At 61.5% G+C, this 16,857-nt stretch carries 17 protein-coding genes and 1 riboswitch; of the genes, 9 read left to right on the plus strand and 8 right to left on the minus strand.

Going from position 1 to position 16,857, the window contains the following annotated elements:
* Window positions 1-145 precede the first annotated feature (145 nt).
* From ACP15V_RS10865 to ACP15V_RS10875, 3 genes are all read left to right on the plus strand, one after another.
* The gene (locus ACP15V_RS10865; RefSeq protein WP_271054755.1) at window positions 146-433 is read left to right on the plus strand and encodes an HU family DNA-binding protein; all 288 of its coding nucleotides are present in this window, start codon (window positions 146-148) and stop codon (window positions 431-433) included.
* 193 nt (window positions 434-626) lie between these two features.
* Window positions 627-1,535 (plus strand): DMT family transporter, encoded by a 909-nt coding sequence (locus ACP15V_RS10870; RefSeq protein WP_424943700.1) that lies wholly within the window; start codon window positions 627-629, stop codon window positions 1,533-1,535.
* Between the two features lie 99 nt (window positions 1,536-1,634).
* The gene (locus tag ACP15V_RS10875) at window positions 1,635-2,546 is read left to right on the plus strand and encodes a DMT family transporter (protein WP_424943701.1); all 912 of its coding nucleotides are present in this window, start codon (window positions 1,635-1,637) and stop codon (window positions 2,544-2,546) included.
* A gap of 19 nt (window positions 2,547-2,565) precedes the next feature.
* On the opposite strand, the gene ACP15V_RS10880 is transcribed toward ACP15V_RS10875, so the two are convergent.
* The 4 genes from ACP15V_RS10880 to ACP15V_RS10895 form a co-directional block, all read right to left on the minus strand.
* A complete protein-coding gene (locus tag ACP15V_RS10880) occupies window positions 2,566-3,225 on the minus strand; it encodes an HD domain-containing protein (protein ID WP_424943702.1) in 660 nt (219 codons plus the stop codon).
* Window positions 3,209-4,312, minus strand: a complete 1,104-nt coding sequence (gene aroC, locus ACP15V_RS10885; protein ID WP_424943703.1) for a chorismate synthase — start codon at window positions 4,310-4,312, stop codon at window positions 3,209-3,211. The genes ACP15V_RS10880 and aroC overlap by 17 nt, the downstream gene beginning before the upstream one ends.
* A gap of 240 nt (window positions 4,313-4,552) precedes the next feature.
* Window positions 4,553-5,518 (minus strand): DMT family transporter, encoded by a 966-nt coding sequence (locus ACP15V_RS10890; RefSeq protein ID WP_424943704.1) that lies wholly within the window; start codon window positions 5,516-5,518, stop codon window positions 4,553-4,555.
* 98 nt (window positions 5,519-5,616) lie between these two features.
* Window positions 5,617-6,408, minus strand: coding sequence for an SDR family NAD(P)-dependent oxidoreductase (locus tag ACP15V_RS10895; protein ID WP_424943705.1), 792 nt, complete (start codon window positions 6,406-6,408; stop codon window positions 5,617-5,619).
* 233 nt (window positions 6,409-6,641) lie between these two features.
* Window positions 6,642-6,749: riboswitch (TPP riboswitch) on the plus strand.
* A 51-nt stretch (window positions 6,750-6,800) separates the two neighbouring features.
* On the opposite strand from ACP15V_RS10895, the gene thiB reads away from it, so the two are divergent.
* From thiB to ACP15V_RS10915, 4 genes are all read left to right on the plus strand, one after another.
* Window positions 6,801-7,781, plus strand: coding sequence for a thiamine ABC transporter substrate binding subunit (gene thiB / locus ACP15V_RS10900; protein WP_424943706.1), 981 nt, complete (start codon window positions 6,801-6,803; stop codon window positions 7,779-7,781).
* Entirely contained in the window at window positions 7,757-9,346 is a 1,590-nt protein-coding gene (locus ACP15V_RS10905; protein ID WP_424943707.1) for a thiamine/thiamine pyrophosphate ABC transporter permease ThiP, read from the plus strand. Before thiB ends, ACP15V_RS10905 begins: the two co-directional genes overlap by 25 nt.
* Window positions 9,333-10,025 (plus strand): ATP-binding cassette domain-containing protein, encoded by a 693-nt coding sequence (locus ACP15V_RS10910; protein ID WP_424943708.1) that lies wholly within the window; start codon window positions 9,333-9,335, stop codon window positions 10,023-10,025. Before ACP15V_RS10905 ends, ACP15V_RS10910 begins: the two co-directional genes overlap by 14 nt.
* A gap of 240 nt (window positions 10,026-10,265) precedes the next feature.
* Window positions 10,266-10,553, plus strand: coding sequence for a hypothetical protein (locus ACP15V_RS10915; RefSeq protein ID WP_424943709.1), 288 nt, complete (start codon window positions 10,266-10,268; stop codon window positions 10,551-10,553).
* Window positions 10,554-10,841: 288 nt separating this feature from the next.
* Here the strand turns inward: ACP15V_RS10915 and ACP15V_RS10920 are convergent, their stop codons facing one another.
* Genes ACP15V_RS10920 through petA form a run of 3 tightly spaced genes read right to left on the minus strand, consistent with a single transcriptional unit; the run spans window position 10,842 to window position 13,547 of the window.
* Window positions 10,842-11,642 (minus strand): cytochrome c1, encoded by an 801-nt coding sequence (locus tag ACP15V_RS10920; RefSeq protein ID WP_424943710.1) that lies wholly within the window; start codon window positions 11,640-11,642, stop codon window positions 10,842-10,844.
* A 14-nt stretch (window positions 11,643-11,656) separates the two neighbouring features.
* Window positions 11,657-12,970, minus strand: coding sequence for a cytochrome b (gene petB, locus ACP15V_RS10925; RefSeq protein ID WP_424943711.1), 1,314 nt, complete (start codon window positions 12,968-12,970; stop codon window positions 11,657-11,659).
* A gap of 10 nt (window positions 12,971-12,980) precedes the next feature.
* A complete protein-coding gene (petA, locus tag ACP15V_RS10930; RefSeq protein ID WP_424943712.1) occupies window positions 12,981-13,547 on the minus strand; it encodes a ubiquinol-cytochrome c reductase iron-sulfur subunit in 567 nt (188 codons plus the stop codon).
* A 542-nt stretch (window positions 13,548-14,089) separates the two neighbouring features.
* On the opposite strand from petA, the gene ACP15V_RS10935 reads away from it, so the two are divergent.
* Both ACP15V_RS10935 and ACP15V_RS10940 read left to right on the plus strand, forming a co-directional pair.
* Entirely contained in the window at window positions 14,090-14,524 is a 435-nt protein-coding gene (locus ACP15V_RS10935) for a universal stress protein (protein ID WP_424943713.1), read from the plus strand.
* A 22-nt stretch (window positions 14,525-14,546) separates the two neighbouring features.
* Window positions 14,547-16,091: an alanine/glycine:cation symporter family protein gene (locus ACP15V_RS10940; protein ID WP_424943714.1), complete on the plus strand. Its 1,545-nt coding sequence runs from the start codon at window positions 14,547-14,549 to the stop codon at window positions 16,089-16,091.
* A 107-nt stretch (window positions 16,092-16,198) separates the two neighbouring features.
* Here ACP15V_RS10940 and ACP15V_RS10945 read toward each other — a convergent pair whose 3' ends face one another.
* Window positions 16,199-16,798, minus strand: a complete 600-nt coding sequence (locus ACP15V_RS10945) for a glutathione S-transferase family protein (RefSeq protein WP_424943862.1) — start codon at window positions 16,796-16,798, stop codon at window positions 16,199-16,201.
* Window positions 16,799-16,857: the final 59 nt, after the last annotated feature.

The following is a 16,857-nucleotide window of genomic DNA, read 5'->3' on the forward strand; positions in this document are numbered from 1 at the left end:
AGAGAGGGTTTGACCAAACGGAAAAGGGCAAAAAACCGCATATTTCGCCTTTTTTTCTTACACAAATCGTTGTGTCGCCCCTCTACATACAGTTAAATGCCGCCAATGAAGCCCAAGCAATGGGCGATTTGAGGAGTGTAAATACATGTCGAAACCGATGACCAAAACCCAACTGGTTGCTGCCCTTGCTGAAGAAATGGGCGCTGACAAGAAAACCGCCGGCTCCGCTCTGGAAGCCATGGTGGGGATCATCACCAAAGAAGTGTCGGGTGGCGGCGCTGTGACCCTGCCGGGTGTTGGCAAGATTTATTGCCGCGAACGTCCGGCCCGCACCGTGCGCAACCCTGCCACCGGCGAGCAGATCCAGAAAGAAGCTGACAAGGTGGTGAAAATGACCATCGCCAAGGCTCTGAAAGACAGCGTGAACGGCTAAGCCTTCGCGGGTCTTCTGGACCAGATATTCGGAAAGGGTCGCCAACTTGGCGGCCCTTTTCTTTTGCGCGCGCCACTGTCGCGCGTGTCTGCCGGGACGCACCATACGGTAGCGAATGGGCAGGAAACGGATCGTCTGACTGCGGCGCATCCGCGAAGGTCAGGATGCATCATGATGCACCAAGAGGACCCCAATGCCGAACCGTTTTGACTTGCCCGCCGCCGTGATGCTGATCACCCTCGCCGCTGTTTGGGGCGGATCGTTCTTCTTTGCCGAGATCGCGCTGCGTGAATTGCCGCCCCTGACCATCACCCTGCATCGGGTGGTTTGGGCGGTGCCGATCCTGCTGTTGATCTTACGCCTTCGCCACATCTCTCTGCCGCGCGCGCCAAAGGTCTGGGGCGCCTATCTGGTGATGGGGGCCTTGAACAACGCCATCCCCTTTTCGCTGATTTTCTGGGGGCAGCAGCAGATTGAAAGCGGCCTTGCTTCGATCCTCAATGGCACCACGGCGGTGTTTGGCGCGGTGGTGGCCGGGGTCTTGCTGAAGGACGAGCCGCTGACCCCCAACAAATTGATCGGGGCCGCGCTTGGTCTGGCGGGGGTGGCGGTGATCATGGGGCCGGGGGTTTTGACCGGGCTGGACCCCAGCAATCTTGCCCAGCTCGCCATTATCGCGGCGGCACTGTCCTATGCCTTTGCCAGTGTCTGGGGCAAGGCCGTGCTTGCCGGGCAACCGCCCCTGATGAACGCGGCGGGGATGTTGACTGGATCTGTCGTGTTGATGGTGCCGCTGGTGTTGATTGTGGATGGCGTGCCAAACCTGTCATTGCACCCCACCACATGGGGCGCGCTGATCGGCGTGGCCGCCCTGTCGACCGCGCTGGCCTATGTGCTCTACTTCGCCATTCTGGTGCGCGCAGGCGCCGCCAATCTGATGCTGGTCACGCTTCTGATCCCGCCCTTTGCGATCGGGCTTGGCGCGGCGTTTCTGGGTGAACGCCTTTCTGCAACGGCCTGGGTGGGGCTTGCGGTGATTGCGTTGGGGCTGGCGGTCACGGATGGGCGACTTTTTCGCCGTACCTCGGTTAAGCATAGCTGACCTGACAGGGCAGATCATTCAACCTTTCCCCGCATTGCCACCACCCCCCTTCGCCGCCTAGGGTGTGCCATTACCCAACGTTGCATTCAGGAGCGGCAGATGGACATTCGCGCAATTTTCATGGGGTTGGCCTTCGCCCTGATGTGGTCCTCGGCCTTCACCTCCGCCCGGATCATCGTGGCCGATGCGCCGCCGCTTTATTCGCTTTCGCTGCGGTTCTTCATCTCGGGCCTGATCGGGGTCGCGATTGCCAAGGCGCTTGGGCAAAGCTGGCGCCTGACCCGCGCCCAGTGGAAAGCGGTGCTGATTTTCGGGGTCTGCCAGAACGCGTTGTATCTCGGCCTGAACTTTGTGGCGATGCAGTGGGTCGAAGCGTCGCTGGCGGCGATCATCGCCTCAACTATGCCGTTGATGGTGGCCTTCGCGGGCTGGACGCTGTTTGGTGACCGCCTGCGCCCCATGGCGGCCTTTGGCCTAGTGGCGGGGGTGATCGGCGTGGCCCTGATCATGGGCGCGCGCCTGACGGGGGGCGTGGACATGGTTGGCGTGGCGTTCTGCTTCATCGCCGCCGCCGGGCTGACTGTTGCCACCCTGTCCGTGCGACAGGCCAGCGCGGGCGGCAACCTGATGATGATCGTCGGTCTGCAGATGTTCGTGGGTGCGGCGGTTCTGGTGGTCTTCGCCGCCGTCCTTGAAACCCCGACCTTCACGCCAAGCCTACGCCTTTTGGCGGCCTTCAGCTACACTTTGCTGGTGCCCGGCCTTTTGGCCACCTTTGTCTGGTTCGCGCTTGTGGGCCGGATCGGCGCGGTGAAGGCCGCGACGTTCCATTTTCTCAACCCGTTTTTCGGCGTGGCCGTGGCGGCGGTGTTGTTGGGTGAGGCGTTGGGCTGGCTTGATATCCTTGGCGTCGCGGTGATCACCGTGGGGATCCTGGCGGTGCAATTGTCAAAACAGCGACCCACGCCGCGCGCCACGACACCCCTACCCAAGACCGGAAACCCCACCTGATCTGCGGGTCACATGCACCTTACCAGTCCGGCGCGGGCTGCTCCAGCTCCTCCGCCAGATCGTGCAAAAACCGCCGCAGCACATCGGCGCGGTCGCGCGCCAGGCGCCGGCCGGTGTCTGTCTGCATCTGATCTGGCAGGGACAAGAGTTTCAGGCGAAAGTGGTCCACTGCAAAGGCAGTGTCGTCCAGATCGCGCTCTGTACCAAACGGATCGCGGCCATGAAACAAGGGCCGCCCCAACGCGCCGGACACCGCGAAACAGCGCGCCAGCCCGATCGCGCCCAGGCTTTCAATCCGGTCCGCATCCTGCACCACCTTGGCCAAAAGCGTGTCGCAGGGGATGCCGGCGGAAAAGGAATGCGCTTCGATGGCGTGGCACACCTCGTCCACCTCGGTTGTATCAAAGCCCAGCCGGGTCAGAAGGGGCCGCGCCGCCGCAGCCGACAGGCGCGACGCGCGGTGGCGTGCGGGGTCATTTTTCGGCAGGGTCACCAGATCGTGCAGGTAACAGGCGGCCATCAAAAGATCGCAGCGTTCCATCCCCTCGCCGCGCGCAATGATCCGTGCGTTCCGCCAAACCCGGTCGGCATGGGCCACGTCATGCGCCGCGTCACACGGATCGACATCCGACAGGGCCTTGCGCAGCGCGGCCTGCAGCGCCTCAGCCGATCGGGCCACGCAGGCCCCCGGTTTGCGCGCGATCCAAGAGCAGGTGATCGAGCACGACACAGGCCGCCATCGCCTCGCCCACGGGCACGGCGCGGATGCCCACGCAGGGATCATGGCGGCCCTTGGTGATCACGTCGATGGGATCGCCCGTCTTGGTGATCGACTTGCGCGGGGTGAGGATCGAGCTGGTGGGTTTGACCGCAAACCGCACCACGATGTCCTGCCCGGTGGATATCCCACCCAAGATCCCGCCCGCGTGGTTCGAGCTATATTCAGGTCCGTTTTCGCCCATGTAAATCTCGTCGGCATTGGTGGTGCCGCGCAGACCGGCGGCGGCCATGCCCTCGCCGATTTCCACGCCTTTCACCGCGTTGATCGACATCATCGCGGCCGCCAGATCCGTGTCTAACTTGGCATAAACCGGCGCGCCAAGACCGGCGGGCGCCCCGCGTACAACCACCTCAACGGCGGCGCCCACACTGTCATTGTCCTTGGTGCGCAGACGGGTCAGATAGGCTTCCCACTCGGCCACGGCAGTTGCGTCGGGCAGCCAGAAGGCATTCTGGTCAATGGCCTCCCAGTCAAACTTGTCGCGGTCCAGATGCAGCTCGCCCATCTGGGTCATATAGCCCTTGATCTCCAGCCCCGGCACCAGCGCCTTCAGCACTTCGCGCGCCACACCCCCGGCAGCCACCCGGGCCGCGGTTTCGCGCGCCGACGAGCGCCCGCCGCCGCGCGGATCGCGGATGCCGTATTTCTGGTGGTAGGTGATATCGGCATGACCGGGGCGAAAGGTCTTTTCGATCTCGCCGTAATCCTTTGACCGCTGATCGGTGTTCTCGATCATCAGCTGGATCGGCGTGCCGGTGGTTTTGCCCTCATAGACACCCGACAGGATCTTCACCTGATCGGGTTCATTCCTTTGGGTCGTGTGCTTGTTTTGACCCGGGCGGCGCTTGTCCAGCCAGACCTGCAGCATCTCGGCCTCCAGCGGCACACCCGGCGGGCAGCCATCCACCGTGGCCCCCAGCGCGGGCCCATGGCTTTCACCCCAGGTGGTGACACGGAAAACATGACCAAAGCTGTTCATCGACATGGGCGCGCTCCTTTGCTTGCTCCCTGATAGCGGGGCGGGACGCGAAAGGGAAGAATGCAGTGGAGCACTTCTTATCCATGGGGCACATCAGGGCATATGTGGACCCAGGAAAGGGGCGCTGCCCCTCGCCTCTCCGAGGCTCACCCCGGGATGTTTTCAGACCAAAGATGGCAGGGCGCGCGCTGTTTTTTCTTGTTTCAAATATCCTGGGGTGAGGCGGAACGCCGAGGGGCGAAGCCCCTATTTTGCCCCCTCAACCGGGCGGCGGTGTTTGGGTTTCGGGCTGACCCCGGCGTCATAGCGCATATTCGGGTTGCGCAGGATCGGGTTGCGCTCGGACACTTGCGGGCGGCTTTCGCGCCAGACGATGAAGACGCCAGAGGCAATCACGATGCTCGCGCCAATCCCCACCCAGATGTCGGGGAACTCCGCAAAGAACAGGGCGCCAAAAACCGTCGCCCAGAGGATCTGGCTGTATTGTGTTGGTGCCACCACGGCGGCCGGCGCGGCGCGATAGGCGGCGATCAGGCAAAACTGCGCCAGCACCGACATCAGGCCGACCGAGGCCGCCAATCCCAGATCCACCAGCTGCATTGGCACATAAACCATTGGCAGGGCCGCGCCCATGAACAGGATTGACGAGAGCATGGGGTAGAGGATCATCACCGCCGTGCGTTCCTCTCCGCCGATCTTTCGCATGATGATCGACCCTGTCGCTGACATGAAGGCCGCGGTCAGCGCCGCCACATGCCCGGTTGTGATCACCGTCACGCCGGGGCGCAGCACCACAATCACCCCGATCAACCCCACCAGCACGGCAGCCCAGCGTTGCGCGCGCACCGGTTCCCCCAACAGCAGGGCGGACAGGGCCGTGATCACCAGCGGTGTGGCGAACAAAAGCGCGTAAACCTCGGCCAGCGGCAGCACGGTGAAGGCGTAGAAGGCCGAGGCCATGGCGATCACCGACGTGGCCGCGCGCAGCAGGATCAGCCACGGGTGGCGCGGGCGGAAATTATCCACCTGCCGATCCGCCAACATCACAACCGCCATGGGCACAAAGGCAAACAGCATGGCGAAAAAGATGATCTGAAAGACGGAATAACTCATCCCCAGCGATTTGATCACCGCGTCATGGGTGGCAAAGATTGCAAAGCCGCCAAAGGCATAGCCAAGGCCGCCCAGCGGCGTGCGAGTGGTGTCGGGCATGGCGGCTCCGTCCAGTGTGGGATGTTGGGTGTTACCGCTCACATTGCGCAAATTCAGGAACAGGTCAAGGGGGGCTGTGGGGCGTCACGACATGTGTATCAGGTTTCGGCCTGCGCCGGGGGCGCGATGCTGCCCGCGAGCAGCCCCCCGTCCAGGTTGATCTCGCTGCCCGTCATATACGCCGCCTCGTCGGATGCGAGCATCACGCAGATCGCCGCCACCTCCTCCGGCGTGCCAAACCGACGCAAGGGCGTGTCCGCGATAAAGGCCGCCATGCGCGCCTCGCGGTCCGGGCCATCGCCCAGCATCGGGTCCCACATCGGGGTCAGGATCGCCGCCGGGTGGATCGAATTGCAGCGGATCGCCAACCCCTGTTCGGCACAATAAAGCGCCACGGTTTTGCTGTGATTGCGCACCGCCGCCTTCGAGGACGCATAGGCCGCTGCCGCCGGGATCCCAACCATCCCGGACCGGGACGAGATATTGATGATCGCCCCGGCACCTGTCTTGCGCATGGCCCCAATGGCATAACGACAGCCCAGAAAGGTGCCGTCCAGATTGGTGCGATGCACCGCGCGCCAATCGGCCAGCGCGGCATGTTCGGGGTCGTGGGCGCAGGGGCCATCCTCAAACCCGGTGATGCCCGCGTTGTTCACCAGCACGTCGATCTCGGGAAACTCCCCCGCAAACCGCGCCCAGTGATCCTCGTTCCGCACATCCAATTGGCGGGCGGTGGCCTCGATCTCTGCAGCCACGTCCTGCGCGGCGGTCAGGTCGATATCGGTGACAATCACCCGCGCGCCTTCGCGGGCAAAAGCGGTTGCAATCGCGGCCCCAATGCCGCGACCCGCGCCGGTTACGACGCATGTCTTCTGGTTCAAACGTGTCATGAAATTCCTCGGAGTGTTCAGTATATCAGCAACAATTCCCCCCGGCGCTGACCGGGTGGATTTGGGATAATTTCGGCAATGCCGTGTCAGCTGATCACTGGACCTACTCCTTGATTGAAATAGGACATACGAAATTTTCCGCTGTTTTTCAAGGCCCTGCCCTGCCTGCCGGATGGTCTTGTCCTGCCGGATGCACTGCCCCCTTGCCAATCCCCCCCATTTGCGGGCATTCAGGGGGCACCTCGGGGTGCCCTGGATGATCCATGGCTGAGATGCGCGTGCGCGGACCCGTAGAACCTGAACCGGTTAAGACCGGCGGAGGGAAGGTCGGTCATCCATCCGAACCCACCCAGACACCGTACGATACTTGGCCGCCGCCATTGGAGGATGATATGAAAAGAACTTCCCTTGTTGCAGGTGCATTGCTGATTGCCGGCGCTGCACATGCTGAAACCCTCACCGTCTATACCTATGACAGCTTCACATCCGACTGGGGCCCCGGCCCGGCGGTGGAAAAAGCGTTTGAGGCAGAGTGCGGCTGTGACCTGCAATTTGTGGCCGTGGGTGATGGGGCCGAACTCTTGTCGCGCCTCAAGCTCGAAGGCGCGCGGACCGAGGCCGACGTTGTGCTGGGTCTGGACACCAACCTGACCGCCGCCGCAAAAGCCACCGGGCTTTTCGCCGATCATAACGTCAGTGCCAATTGGGCGCTGCCGGTGGAATGGACCGACACCACCTTCATCCCCTATGACTGGGGCTATTTCGCCTTTGTCTATGACAAGACCAAAGTCACCAACCCGCCGAAATCCTTTGATGAACTGGCAAACTCCGACCTGAAAATCGTCATTCAGGATCCGCGCAGCTCGACCCCCGGTCTGGGCCTGCTGATGTGGGTGAAAGACGTCTATGGCGACAAGGCCCCGGACGTATGGGCCGGGCTGAACGACCAGATCGTGACCGTGACCAAAGGCTGGTCCGAAGCCTACGGCATGTTCCTGGAAGGCGAGGCCGACATGGTGCTGTCTTACACCACCTCGCCTGCCTATCACCTGATCGCCGAAGAAGATGACAGCAAAGCCGCCATTGCGTTCGACGAAGGCAATTATCTGCAGGTCGAAGTGGCAGGCAAGATCGCTGGCACCGACCAGCCGGAACTGGCCGACAAATTCCTGGCATTTGTCGCCTCTGACGCGTTCCAGTCGATCATCCCGACCACCAACTGGATGTACCCGGCGGTGACCCCGGCAGGCGGTCTGCCCGACGGGTTTGAAACCCTCGCCAAACCGGGTAAATCGCTGCTGATCCCGGCTGACAAAGCCGAGATGGTGCGCGACGCTGCCCTTGAAGAATGGCTGGCGGTATCCGCGCAGTAAGCCGCATAAATCGCACCACCACCCTCGGGCTGATCGCCTTGGGGGTGGTGGTCTGCCTGACGCTTGGCACGCTGGGCGTGGTGGCGCTTCGGGCAGAAGGTGGCACGGGCGGCCCGTTGCTTTTGTCGCGCGACTGGGCCGCGATCCGCTTCACCCTCTGGCAGGCGGCCCTTTCGGCGGCCCTCTCGATCCTCCTTGCCATCCCCGTCGCCCGCGCACTGGCCCGCCGTCAGTTCCCCGGTCGTGCGGCGCTGATCACCCTGCTGGGAGCACCTTTCATCCTGCCGGTGATGGTCGCCGTGATCGGTCTGATCTCGGTCTTTGGCCGCAAAGGCATCTTGTCACAGACCCTGATTTGGGCCGGGTTAGAGCCTGTTTCTATCTATGGCTACCACGGCGTGATCCTCGCCCATGTGTTCTTCAACCTGCCGCTCGCGACCCGGCTGATCCTGCAAGGTTGGCTTGCCATTCCGTCAGAACGCTTCCGCCTCGCAGCCTCCCTTGGCTTGTCCCCGCGCGACATTTTCCGCACGCTGGAACGCCCGATGCTGCGCGAGGTGATCCCCGGCGCGTTCCTTGTGATCTTCCTCATTTGCCTCACTTCTTTCGCCGTGGCGCTGGCGCTGGGCGGCGGGCCAAAGGCGACCACGGTAGAGCTCGCGATTTATGAAGCCTTCCGTTACGATTTTGACCTTGGCCGCGCATCTAAACTGGCGCTGGTGCAGTTTGCGCTGGGGGCAATTGCCGCCGTCCTCGCCTTTCGCGTCGCCATTCCGCAAGACATGGGCGTGGGGCTGGACCGTGCCGTGACGCGTTGGGACGGGGTCGGGCGGCATCGGGTCTGGCAACGCGCGTTCGACACGGTGGCGATCACGCTCGCCGCCCTGTTCCTGATCCTGCCCTTGTCGATGATCGTGATGAACGGGGTGCCGGGCATTCTGTCGCTGCCCCACAGCGTCTGGGCCGCCGCCGCGCGCTCGCTTGCCGTGGCGCTTTCATCCGCGGCCCTGACACTCCTGCTCACCTTGCCCATCGCCGCACTGGCTGTGCGGCGTGGATCGGGGCTTGTCGAAGGCATCGGCTATCTGACCATCGCCGCCTCGCCCCTGGTGATTGGCACGGGGCTGTTCATTGTGATCTTCCCCTTCCTGCGCCCCTCTGATCTGGCCCTGCCGGTCACAGCTTTGGTCAATGCCGCGATGGCGCTGCCCTTTGCGCTGCGCATCCTTACCCCCGCGCTGGCCGGGATTGAACGCGACTTTGGCTCGCTTGCCGATGGGTTGGGCCTGACCGGGTTCGCACGGCTGCGCCTTCTGTGGTTGCCGCGCCTCAAGCGCCCGATCGGCTTTGCACTGGGGCTGGCGGCGGCGCTGTCGATGGGCGACCTTGGCGTGATCGCGATGTTTGCCGACCCCGAGATTGCCACACTGCCCCTGCAACTTTATCGTCTGATGGGTGCCTATCGCATGGCCGATGCCGCCGCTGCGGCGGTGCTGCTGCTGGGCCTGTCGCTTTTTCTTTTCTGGATTTTTGATCGCGGAGGCCGCGCGGATGCTGATACTTGAGAACGCGCTCATTGATTTGGGGGATTTCCAGTTGTCTGCCGACCTGACCGTGCCAAAAGGCGCTCGGGCGGCGGTGCTTGGCCCCTCCGGGGCGGGGAAGTCCACGCTGCTCGCCGCAATTGCCGGGTTTCAAACGCTGGCCCAAGGGCAGGTGTCTTGGCGAGGCCAGCGCATGGCCGTGACCCCCGCCGCGCGCCCGATCAGCATGGTGTTCCAGGACAACAACCTGTTTCCCCACCTGACGGTCGCGCAAAATGTCGGGTTGGGAGTGCGGCCCGATCTGAAACTCTCGGCGGATGAAAAATCCCGCGTGGATCAGGCGCTCAGCAGGGTTGGGCTGGAGGGCCTGGGCGCGCGCAAACCCGCGCAGTTGTCCGGCGGTCAGATCGCCCGCGTGGCGCTGGCCCGGGTGCTGTTGCGCGACCGCCCGCTGCTGTTGCTCGACGAACCGTTCAGCGCGCTGGGACCGGCGCTGAAATCCGATATGCTCGTGCTGTTGCGCGGGCTGCTGGAGGAAACCGGCACGACGCTTTTGATGGTCAGCCACGACCCGCAGGACGCGCGTGTCCTTTGCGATCAGGTGGTGCTGGTGGCCGATGGGCGTGCCCGTCCCCCGGTCGCAACGGATGAGATTTTTTCCAATCCACCCGAGGAGTTGCGCGATTATCTGGGGGCATGACCCGCGGGGCGCGCGCCTGCGTTTTTGAGAGAATCCCACAATTGTGCTATCATCCGCCCTTTCAGGCCCCCTAAGCGACCTGCGCCCGGCGGGCCACTGCTGCTTTAAAGATTTCAAAACTGTTGATGCAACCCGGCTGGGGAAAAGCGCTGAACACCGGCGACTTGCCCGTGGTCATTCTGTTTTCAATATCTGAATTCGCGGGCGTGGACCCGGCCAATACACATAAGGGAGAACGTGATGTTTTCACGTGTCACGGAGTATAAAATGAAAGCCGGCACGCGGGAGGCTGCGACCGAAAAGCTGAACGCCATGAAATCGCAGATTATGGCGATGCCCGGCATGGTGCAGTTCATCAATGTGATGAACGAGGATGGATCCGGCTATGTGGTGGCACTGGTGGACAACAAGGAAACGTCGGATGCAAATGCCGAAGCGGTGCAGGCCGCCTGGGATCAATTTGCCGATTACCTGGAGGCCACGCCCACGCCCAAAGGGTATGACGTGATCGCCAACTGGCCAGGTTAAGCGGCGGATCAGGGGCTTTGCCCCTCGGCCTCGCTCGTTGAGCGTGTCCTCACCCCAGGATATTTGAGGACCAAAGATAGAGGGTGCGGGGGTGGGGCATCTTTGGTCCGCAAGTATCCCGGGGTGAGCTTTTCCAAAGCGAGGGGCAGCGCCCCTGCAATATGGGTCGCCTGTGACATTGTGTGTGGGGAAGCATTCCCCGAAGCCAAATGCGTGATGCCGGGGGATACCCACAAATGAAAAGGGCGCCCCGGAAGGCGCCCTTCTTAAACTCGTCTGATCCTGCGTTTACAGGTCCAGTTTCTTGCCCTTATGCGGGGCCCAGAGTTTCTTGTTGGTCAGATAGAGAAGCGAGGTCAGCACGACCAGCAGCAGCACGGCGACAAAGCCGGATTGCTTGCGGGCCATCATCTTCGGTTCCGCGGTCCACATCAGGAAGGCCGACACATCTTCGGCCAGATGATGGGCCGAGTTGTTGTGACCGTCGTCATAGTCGACCGAGCCATCTTCCAGCTGCGGCGGCATCGAGGTCCATCCACCGGCAAAGGCGTCGTTGCCGTTCAGGATGTTGCCAGCCACTTCTTCTTCCTTGCCGTTAAAGCCGGTCAGGAAGCTATAGATGTATTCAGCGCCACCCATGCCGCGGACAAGCTGGTTGATACCAGTGCCTGCCGGGCCGTGGAAACCAGCGCGGGCCTTTGCCATCAGGCTGAGGTCCGGACCCATGCCATCACCCGTCACGGTCGGGAAGTGATCTGCCGGCTTGCGCGGGCGGTCATCATCCAGTTCCGGGTCATAGATGGTGAAGTTTTCGGCCGCATAGGCGCGCACTTCATCTTCGGTGTATTCCGGCCCGCCGGGTTCCGACAGGGTGCGCAGCGGCACGTACTGAAGGCCGTGACAGGCCGAACAGATCTCGGTGTAGACCTTCAGACCGCGACGCAGCTGTTCCTTGTCATAGGTGCCAAACGGCCCTTCAAACGAGAAGGCCACGTCTTCGATATGCTGCTCGCCACCCCCGGCGGCCTGAGCCACACCAGTGGTGAGGCCCAATGCCAGGATAGCGGTTGCTGTGAGTTTCTTGATCATTGTTCTCGATCCTCTCACTCGGCTGCGCCGGGATAATGGGCGTTAAAATCTTCCTCGATGGTCGCCGGCGGGGTGCTCGGTTTTTCGAACAGGCCCAGAAGCGGCAGGATGACCAGGAAGTATGCGAACCAATAGGTGGAGCCGATCAGCGAAATCCAGTCATGCGGGAAGTTCGTGTCACGGGCGCCAACCCACATTAGGACGAAGAAGTCGACCAGAAGCAGGCGATACCACCATTTGAACGCCGGGCGATATTGACCCGAACGGACCGACGAGGTGTCGAGCCACGGGGCCAGGGCCATCACGGCGATGGCGCCGAACATGGCCAGCACGCCGAAGAACTTTGCGTCCACAATGCCGCCGGTGATGAAGCTGACGAATTGCACGGCCCAAACCTCAGAGGTGAAGGCACGCAGGATCGCGTAGAACGGCAGGAAGTACCATTCCGGCACGATATGTGCGGGCGTGACCAGCGGGTTCGCTTCGATATAGTTGTCCGGGTGGCCAAGATAGTTCGGCATGAAGCCGACAATGGCGAAGAACACGATCAGAACCATACCCAGACCCACGAGATCCTTGATCACGAAATAGGGCCAGAACGGCAGGGTGTCTTTCTCGGCTTCTTCCTTCGACCCGGTGCGCACGTCAACGCCGGTCGGGTTGTTGTTGCCGGTGTTGTGGAAGGCCCAGATGTGCAGACCAACAAGCGCGGCAATCACGAAGGGCAGCAGATAGTGCAGCGAGAAGAAGCGGTTCAGCGTGGCGTTGTCCACGGCCGGGCCGCCCAACAGCAGGGTCTGGATCGGTTCACCAATCCACGGGATCGCACCAAAGAGACCGGTGATAACGGTCGCGCCCCAGAACGACATCTGACCCCAGGGCAGAACATAGCCCATAAAGGCGGTGCCCATCATCATAAGGTAGATCAGCATACCGATGATCCACGTGATTTCGCGGGGTGCCTTGTAGGACCCGTAGAACAGGCCACGGAAGATGTGGATGTAAACGGCCACAAAGAACAGCGACGCGCCGTTCATGTGGATATAGCGGAGCATATGCCCGCCGTTCACGTTTCGCATGATGTGTTCCACGCTGGCAAAGGCCAGGTCAACATGCGGGGTGTAATGCATCACCAGGATGATGCCGGTGACGATCTGCAAAACAAGGCAGAAGGTCAGAACGATGCCCCAGATCCACCACCAGTTCAGGTTCTTCGGGGTGGGGATCATCAGGGTGTCATAGGCCAGGCCGATGATCGGCAGGCGCTTGTGCATCCATTGCTCGAAACCCGACTTGGGTTCGTAATGGTCGTGAGGAATTCCGGACATTTACGCCTCCTTAGCCAAGTTTGATAACGGTTTCTTCAACGAATTCCGCGGGCGGAACCGGAAGGTTTTCAGGGGCCGGACCTTTGCGGATACGGCCGGACGTGTCGTAGTGCGAGCCGTGGCAGGGGCAATACCAGCCGCCAAATTCACCAGCGCCATCACCCAACGGCACACAGCCCAGGTGGGTACACACACCCATCATCACCAGCCATTCGCCAGCTTCGTCCATCGCGCGGTTCTGGTCGTCCGCCGACAGGGCCGGGTCGCGGTTTTCGTTGCGGGCAAAAGCATCGATCAGGTTCGACGCGTCATTGTCGGCGCGCGCCTGTTCAATCTCTTCTGCGGTGCGGCGGCGGATGAACACCGGCTTGCCAAGCCATTTCACGGTGATCTGGCTGCCAACAGCCACGTCGGCGATATCGACGCGGATCGAGCTCAGCGCCCGGACATCAGCAGAGGGGTTCATTTGGTTGACGAGGGGCCAAACCGCTGCACCGGCCGTTACGGCTGCGGCGCCACCGGTCGCATAATAAAGGAAATCCCGGCGGGTTCCTTCGTGGTCGTCGGCGTGTGACACGTGCGCATCTCCTTAGCTGGGCCGCAATTCGTGCGACCAACACGACATGAGACCGCAAAAATGCGGCCTGCTTCGCGGCTGTTTAGCCAAGGATGGCGCGCCAGTCCAGAAGTCATTAGAGCGCAGGAGCGGCTTTTCAAGGCATTGACGCCCTGAAACCATACCCAGCCCACGCTGTTGGCGCGAACATGTGAAAATTCATGGGTGATTCTGTAAAAAATTGCGTCTGCCCACCATGATTTGCCTCAAATGCGCGCGACGATCCGTCACGTGAGTCGCAGGGTGGCATTGGCCCCAACCGTTCGCCGCCGCCCCTAGCACCCCCGTCAAACCGGCGCCACCCGCCCCCAAAGCATGGTCGTTTCGACCTGCCCTGATCTGCATGTCGGTTTTTATCTGTAAATATTCGCAAAAGGCGCTCATGGCGCCGACAAACCCGCATATCTGGGCAGACTGGCGCAACGTCGGGCGCAGAGTTTCGAAAACTGCGGATTTGCGCTATGGTTGCATAACAGAGGTTTAACACCCAAGGGAGGAAGAATATGTCCAACAAGATTGTGGTCGGTTTCGACGGCAGCGGCGGCGACACCGCAACGCTGGATTTCGCCGTCGATCTGGCAAATGCACAGGGGGGCAGCATCGTTGTAGCCCATGTGCTGGAATGGTCACCCTATTCGTTTTTGACCCCCAGCGAGTTGGAAGAGCGCCACAAACGGCGTGCCGAAGAACTGGAACGCGCCGAAACCGCCGTTCTGGCCCCGGTGATGAAGCTATTGGAATCGCGGGGCGTCACCGCCACCACCGCGCTGAAATACGGCAATATCGCCGAAACCCTCTGCAAGATCGTCACGGAAGAGGGCGCAACGCAGATCGTGGTCGGACGCAACGCAAGTTCAAGCCTGTCATCTCGCCTGTTCGGATCTGTGGCCGGTAGCCTGGCCCAGATCTCGTCGGTGCCGGTGACCATTGTTCCATAAGAAAAAAAGAACAGGGATAGTAATGCAAAAGACAACATTGGCCGCGGCCCTGACCGCGACGGCCATGCTGGGCACATCCATGCCCGCACTGGCACAATCCATGGACGAAAAAATCAACGACGCCTTTGCCGGGGCGACAGGTTGGTTCGTCAGCTTCATCTTCAGCCCGTTTCCCGGCACGTCCTTTCCGTGGATCGTGGCCTGGCTGGTGATCGCCGCAACCATCTTCACGCTGTATTTCGGGTTCATTCAGTTCCGCGCCTTCCCCCATTCGATCTCGCTGGTGAAGGGCGATTATTCCGACCCTGATGACGCGGGCGAGGTCAGCCACTTCCAGGCGCTGGCCACCGCGCTGTCCGGCACCGTTGGCCTGGGCAATATCGCCGGCGTGGCCGTGGCGGTGGGCATCGGCGGGCCGGGGGCCACGTTCTGGATGATCCTTGCGGGTCTGATGGGCATGGCGTCGAAATTCACCGAATGTACGCTGGGTGTGAAATACCGCAATGAATACGCCGACGGCACCGTGTCCGGTGGCCCGATGTATTACATGACAAAAGGCTTTGCCGAACGCGGCATCCCGGCGGGCAAATTCATGGCGGTGCTGTTTTCGGTCTTCTGTATCCTCGGTGCCTTTGGCGGCGGCAACATGTTCCAGGCCAACCAGGCCCACGCGCAGATTGCCAATGTGGTCGGGGATTACCCGGGCTGGATCACCGGCGTCATCTTCGCGGGCATCGTGTTCGCGGTGATTGTGGGCGGCTTGAAATCCATCGCGCGCGTGACCGAAAAAGTCGTGCCGTTCATGGGGGTCCTTTATGTGCTGACGGCACTGGTGATCATCCTGATGAACGCCGATATGGTCGGCTGGGCCTTTGGCCAGATCTTCGAAGGGGCCTTCACCGGTCTGGGTGTTGCGGGTGGCATGGTCGGCGCGCTGATCCAGGGCTTCAAACGCGCCGCGTTCTCGAACGAAGCAGGGGTTGGGTCGGCTGCCATCGCCCACTCGGCCGTGCGCACGAAGGAACCGATCACCGAAGGGTTCGTGTCGCTTTTGGAACCGTTCATCGACACCGTGGTGATCTGTACCATGACCGCGCTGGTGATCATCATCACTGGCCAACTGGTGACCGACCCGGCCACCGGTATGTATCTGTTGGACGAAGGGGCCAGCACCATTCAGACCGTGGATGGCAACACGGGCGTGGCGCTGACCTCGGCGGCGTTCTCATCGGCCTTCCCGTTCTTCAAATACATTCTGGCGATCGCGGTGATCCTGTTTGCCTTCTCGACCATGATCAGCTGGTCCTATTACGGCCTGAAGGCCTGGACCTTCCTGTTTGGCGAAGGCCAGACGAAAGAGATCGTGTTCAAGGTGATCTTCTGCATCTTCGTGGTGATCGGCGCATCGGCCAACCTTGGCCCGGTGATCGACTTCTCGGATGCGGCGATCTTTGCGATGGCCGTGGTGAACATCATCGCGCTCTACTTCCTGATGCCGATCGTGAAACGCGAACTCGACAGCTATCTGTCGCGCCTCAAGTCGGGTGAGATCAAGAAGTTCAACTGACGCTTGCACCGTCCTGAAGCAACAAAAGCCACCGAGTGATCGGTGGCTTTTTTCGTGGCATCTTAGTTCAAAGAGCCTGAGCCCGGACAGCGCGTCGCGGGCCCATCTCACCCCGGTTTCGTCGCCGTGAAACTGTCGCGTTGAGAAAACACCGCAAACCAATCGTCCAGCGCATCCCGCCCCTTGCGCCAGTTGCGGTCGTCATGGCGAAAATCGAGATATCCCAGCGCGCAGCCCACAGCGATCTGGCCCATGTCAACCGGCCCCGCCAGATGGCTCATCCAGCGGTCGTTCAGCGCGTCCAGCGCGCCCTCGATCTTGCCCCATTGCGCATCCATCCAGCCGCCAAATTGCATGTCTTCGGGGCGGCAGCGGTTTTCATAGACCATCAAAACCCCCGCATCCATGATCGCATCGCCCGTGGCCTCCAGCGTCAACACATCCCAGATCCGGGCATCCGGATACAAGCCGCCGCCGGATCGCGCATCCAGATACCGGGTCACCACCCGGCTGTCATAAAGCGTGCCTCCGTCTGATCGTTTCAGCGCCGGGATTTTCGACAGGGGATTGGCCGCCCGCAGCTCTGGGTGTGGTTCGGTGGGCGAGGACATGATTTCGACCACCTCCACATCCTCCTGCCCGGTTTCCAAAAGCAGCACCTTGGCTTTGCGGGCAAAGGGCGACGCGGGGGAAGAGATCAGTTTCAGGGCAGTCATGGGGTCAGCCTTCTGATTCTGCGCCTTTAAAAACTTTAAAGTTTTCGGAT

The sequence above is a fragment of the Aliiroseovarius crassostreae genome (assembly GCF_049803815.1).
In the GTDB taxonomy this organism is placed as follows: Bacteria; Pseudomonadota; Alphaproteobacteria; order Rhodobacterales; family Rhodobacteraceae; genus Aliiroseovarius; species Aliiroseovarius crassostreae_A.

Coding starts and splice junctions, on each gene's coding strand:
- ACP15V_RS10865 (WP_271054755.1), top strand. CDS start 146: ATGTCGAAACCGATGACCAAAACCCAACTGGTTGCTGCCCTTGCTGAA.
- ACP15V_RS10870 (WP_424943700.1), top strand. CDS start 627: ATGCCGAACCGTTTTGACTTGCCCGCCGCCGTGATGCTGATCACCCTC.
- ACP15V_RS10875 (WP_424943701.1), top strand. CDS start 1,635: ATGGACATTCGCGCAATTTTCATGGGGTTGGCCTTCGCCCTGATGTGG.
- aroC (WP_424943703.1), bottom strand. CDS start 4,312: ATGTCGATGAACAGCTTTGGTCATGTTTTCCGTGTCACCACCTGGGGT.
- ACP15V_RS10890 (WP_424943704.1), bottom strand. CDS start 5,518: ATGCCCGACACCACTCGCACGCCGCTGGGCGGCCTTGGCTATGCCTTT.
- ACP15V_RS10895 (WP_424943705.1), bottom strand. CDS start 6,408: ATGACACGTTTGAACCAGAAGACATGCGTCGTAACCGGCGCGGGTCGC.
- thiB (WP_424943706.1), top strand. CDS start 6,801: ATGAAAAGAACTTCCCTTGTTGCAGGTGCATTGCTGATTGCCGGCGCT.
- ACP15V_RS10905 (WP_424943707.1), top strand. CDS start 7,757: ATGGCTGGCGGTATCCGCGCAGTAAGCCGCATAAATCGCACCACCACC.
- ACP15V_RS10910 (WP_424943708.1), top strand. CDS start 9,333: ATGCTGATACTTGAGAACGCGCTCATTGATTTGGGGGATTTCCAGTTG.
- ACP15V_RS10915 (WP_424943709.1), top strand. CDS start 10,266: ATGTTTTCACGTGTCACGGAGTATAAAATGAAAGCCGGCACGCGGGAG.
- ACP15V_RS10920 (WP_424943710.1), bottom strand. CDS start 11,642: ATGATCAAGAAACTCACAGCAACCGCTATCCTGGCATTGGGCCTCACC.
- petB (WP_424943711.1), bottom strand. CDS start 12,970: ATGTCCGGAATTCCTCACGACCATTACGAACCCAAGTCGGGTTTCGAG.
- ACP15V_RS10935 (WP_424943713.1), top strand. CDS start 14,090: ATGTCCAACAAGATTGTGGTCGGTTTCGACGGCAGCGGCGGCGACACC.
- ACP15V_RS10940 (WP_424943714.1), top strand. CDS start 14,547: ATGCAAAAGACAACATTGGCCGCGGCCCTGACCGCGACGGCCATGCTG.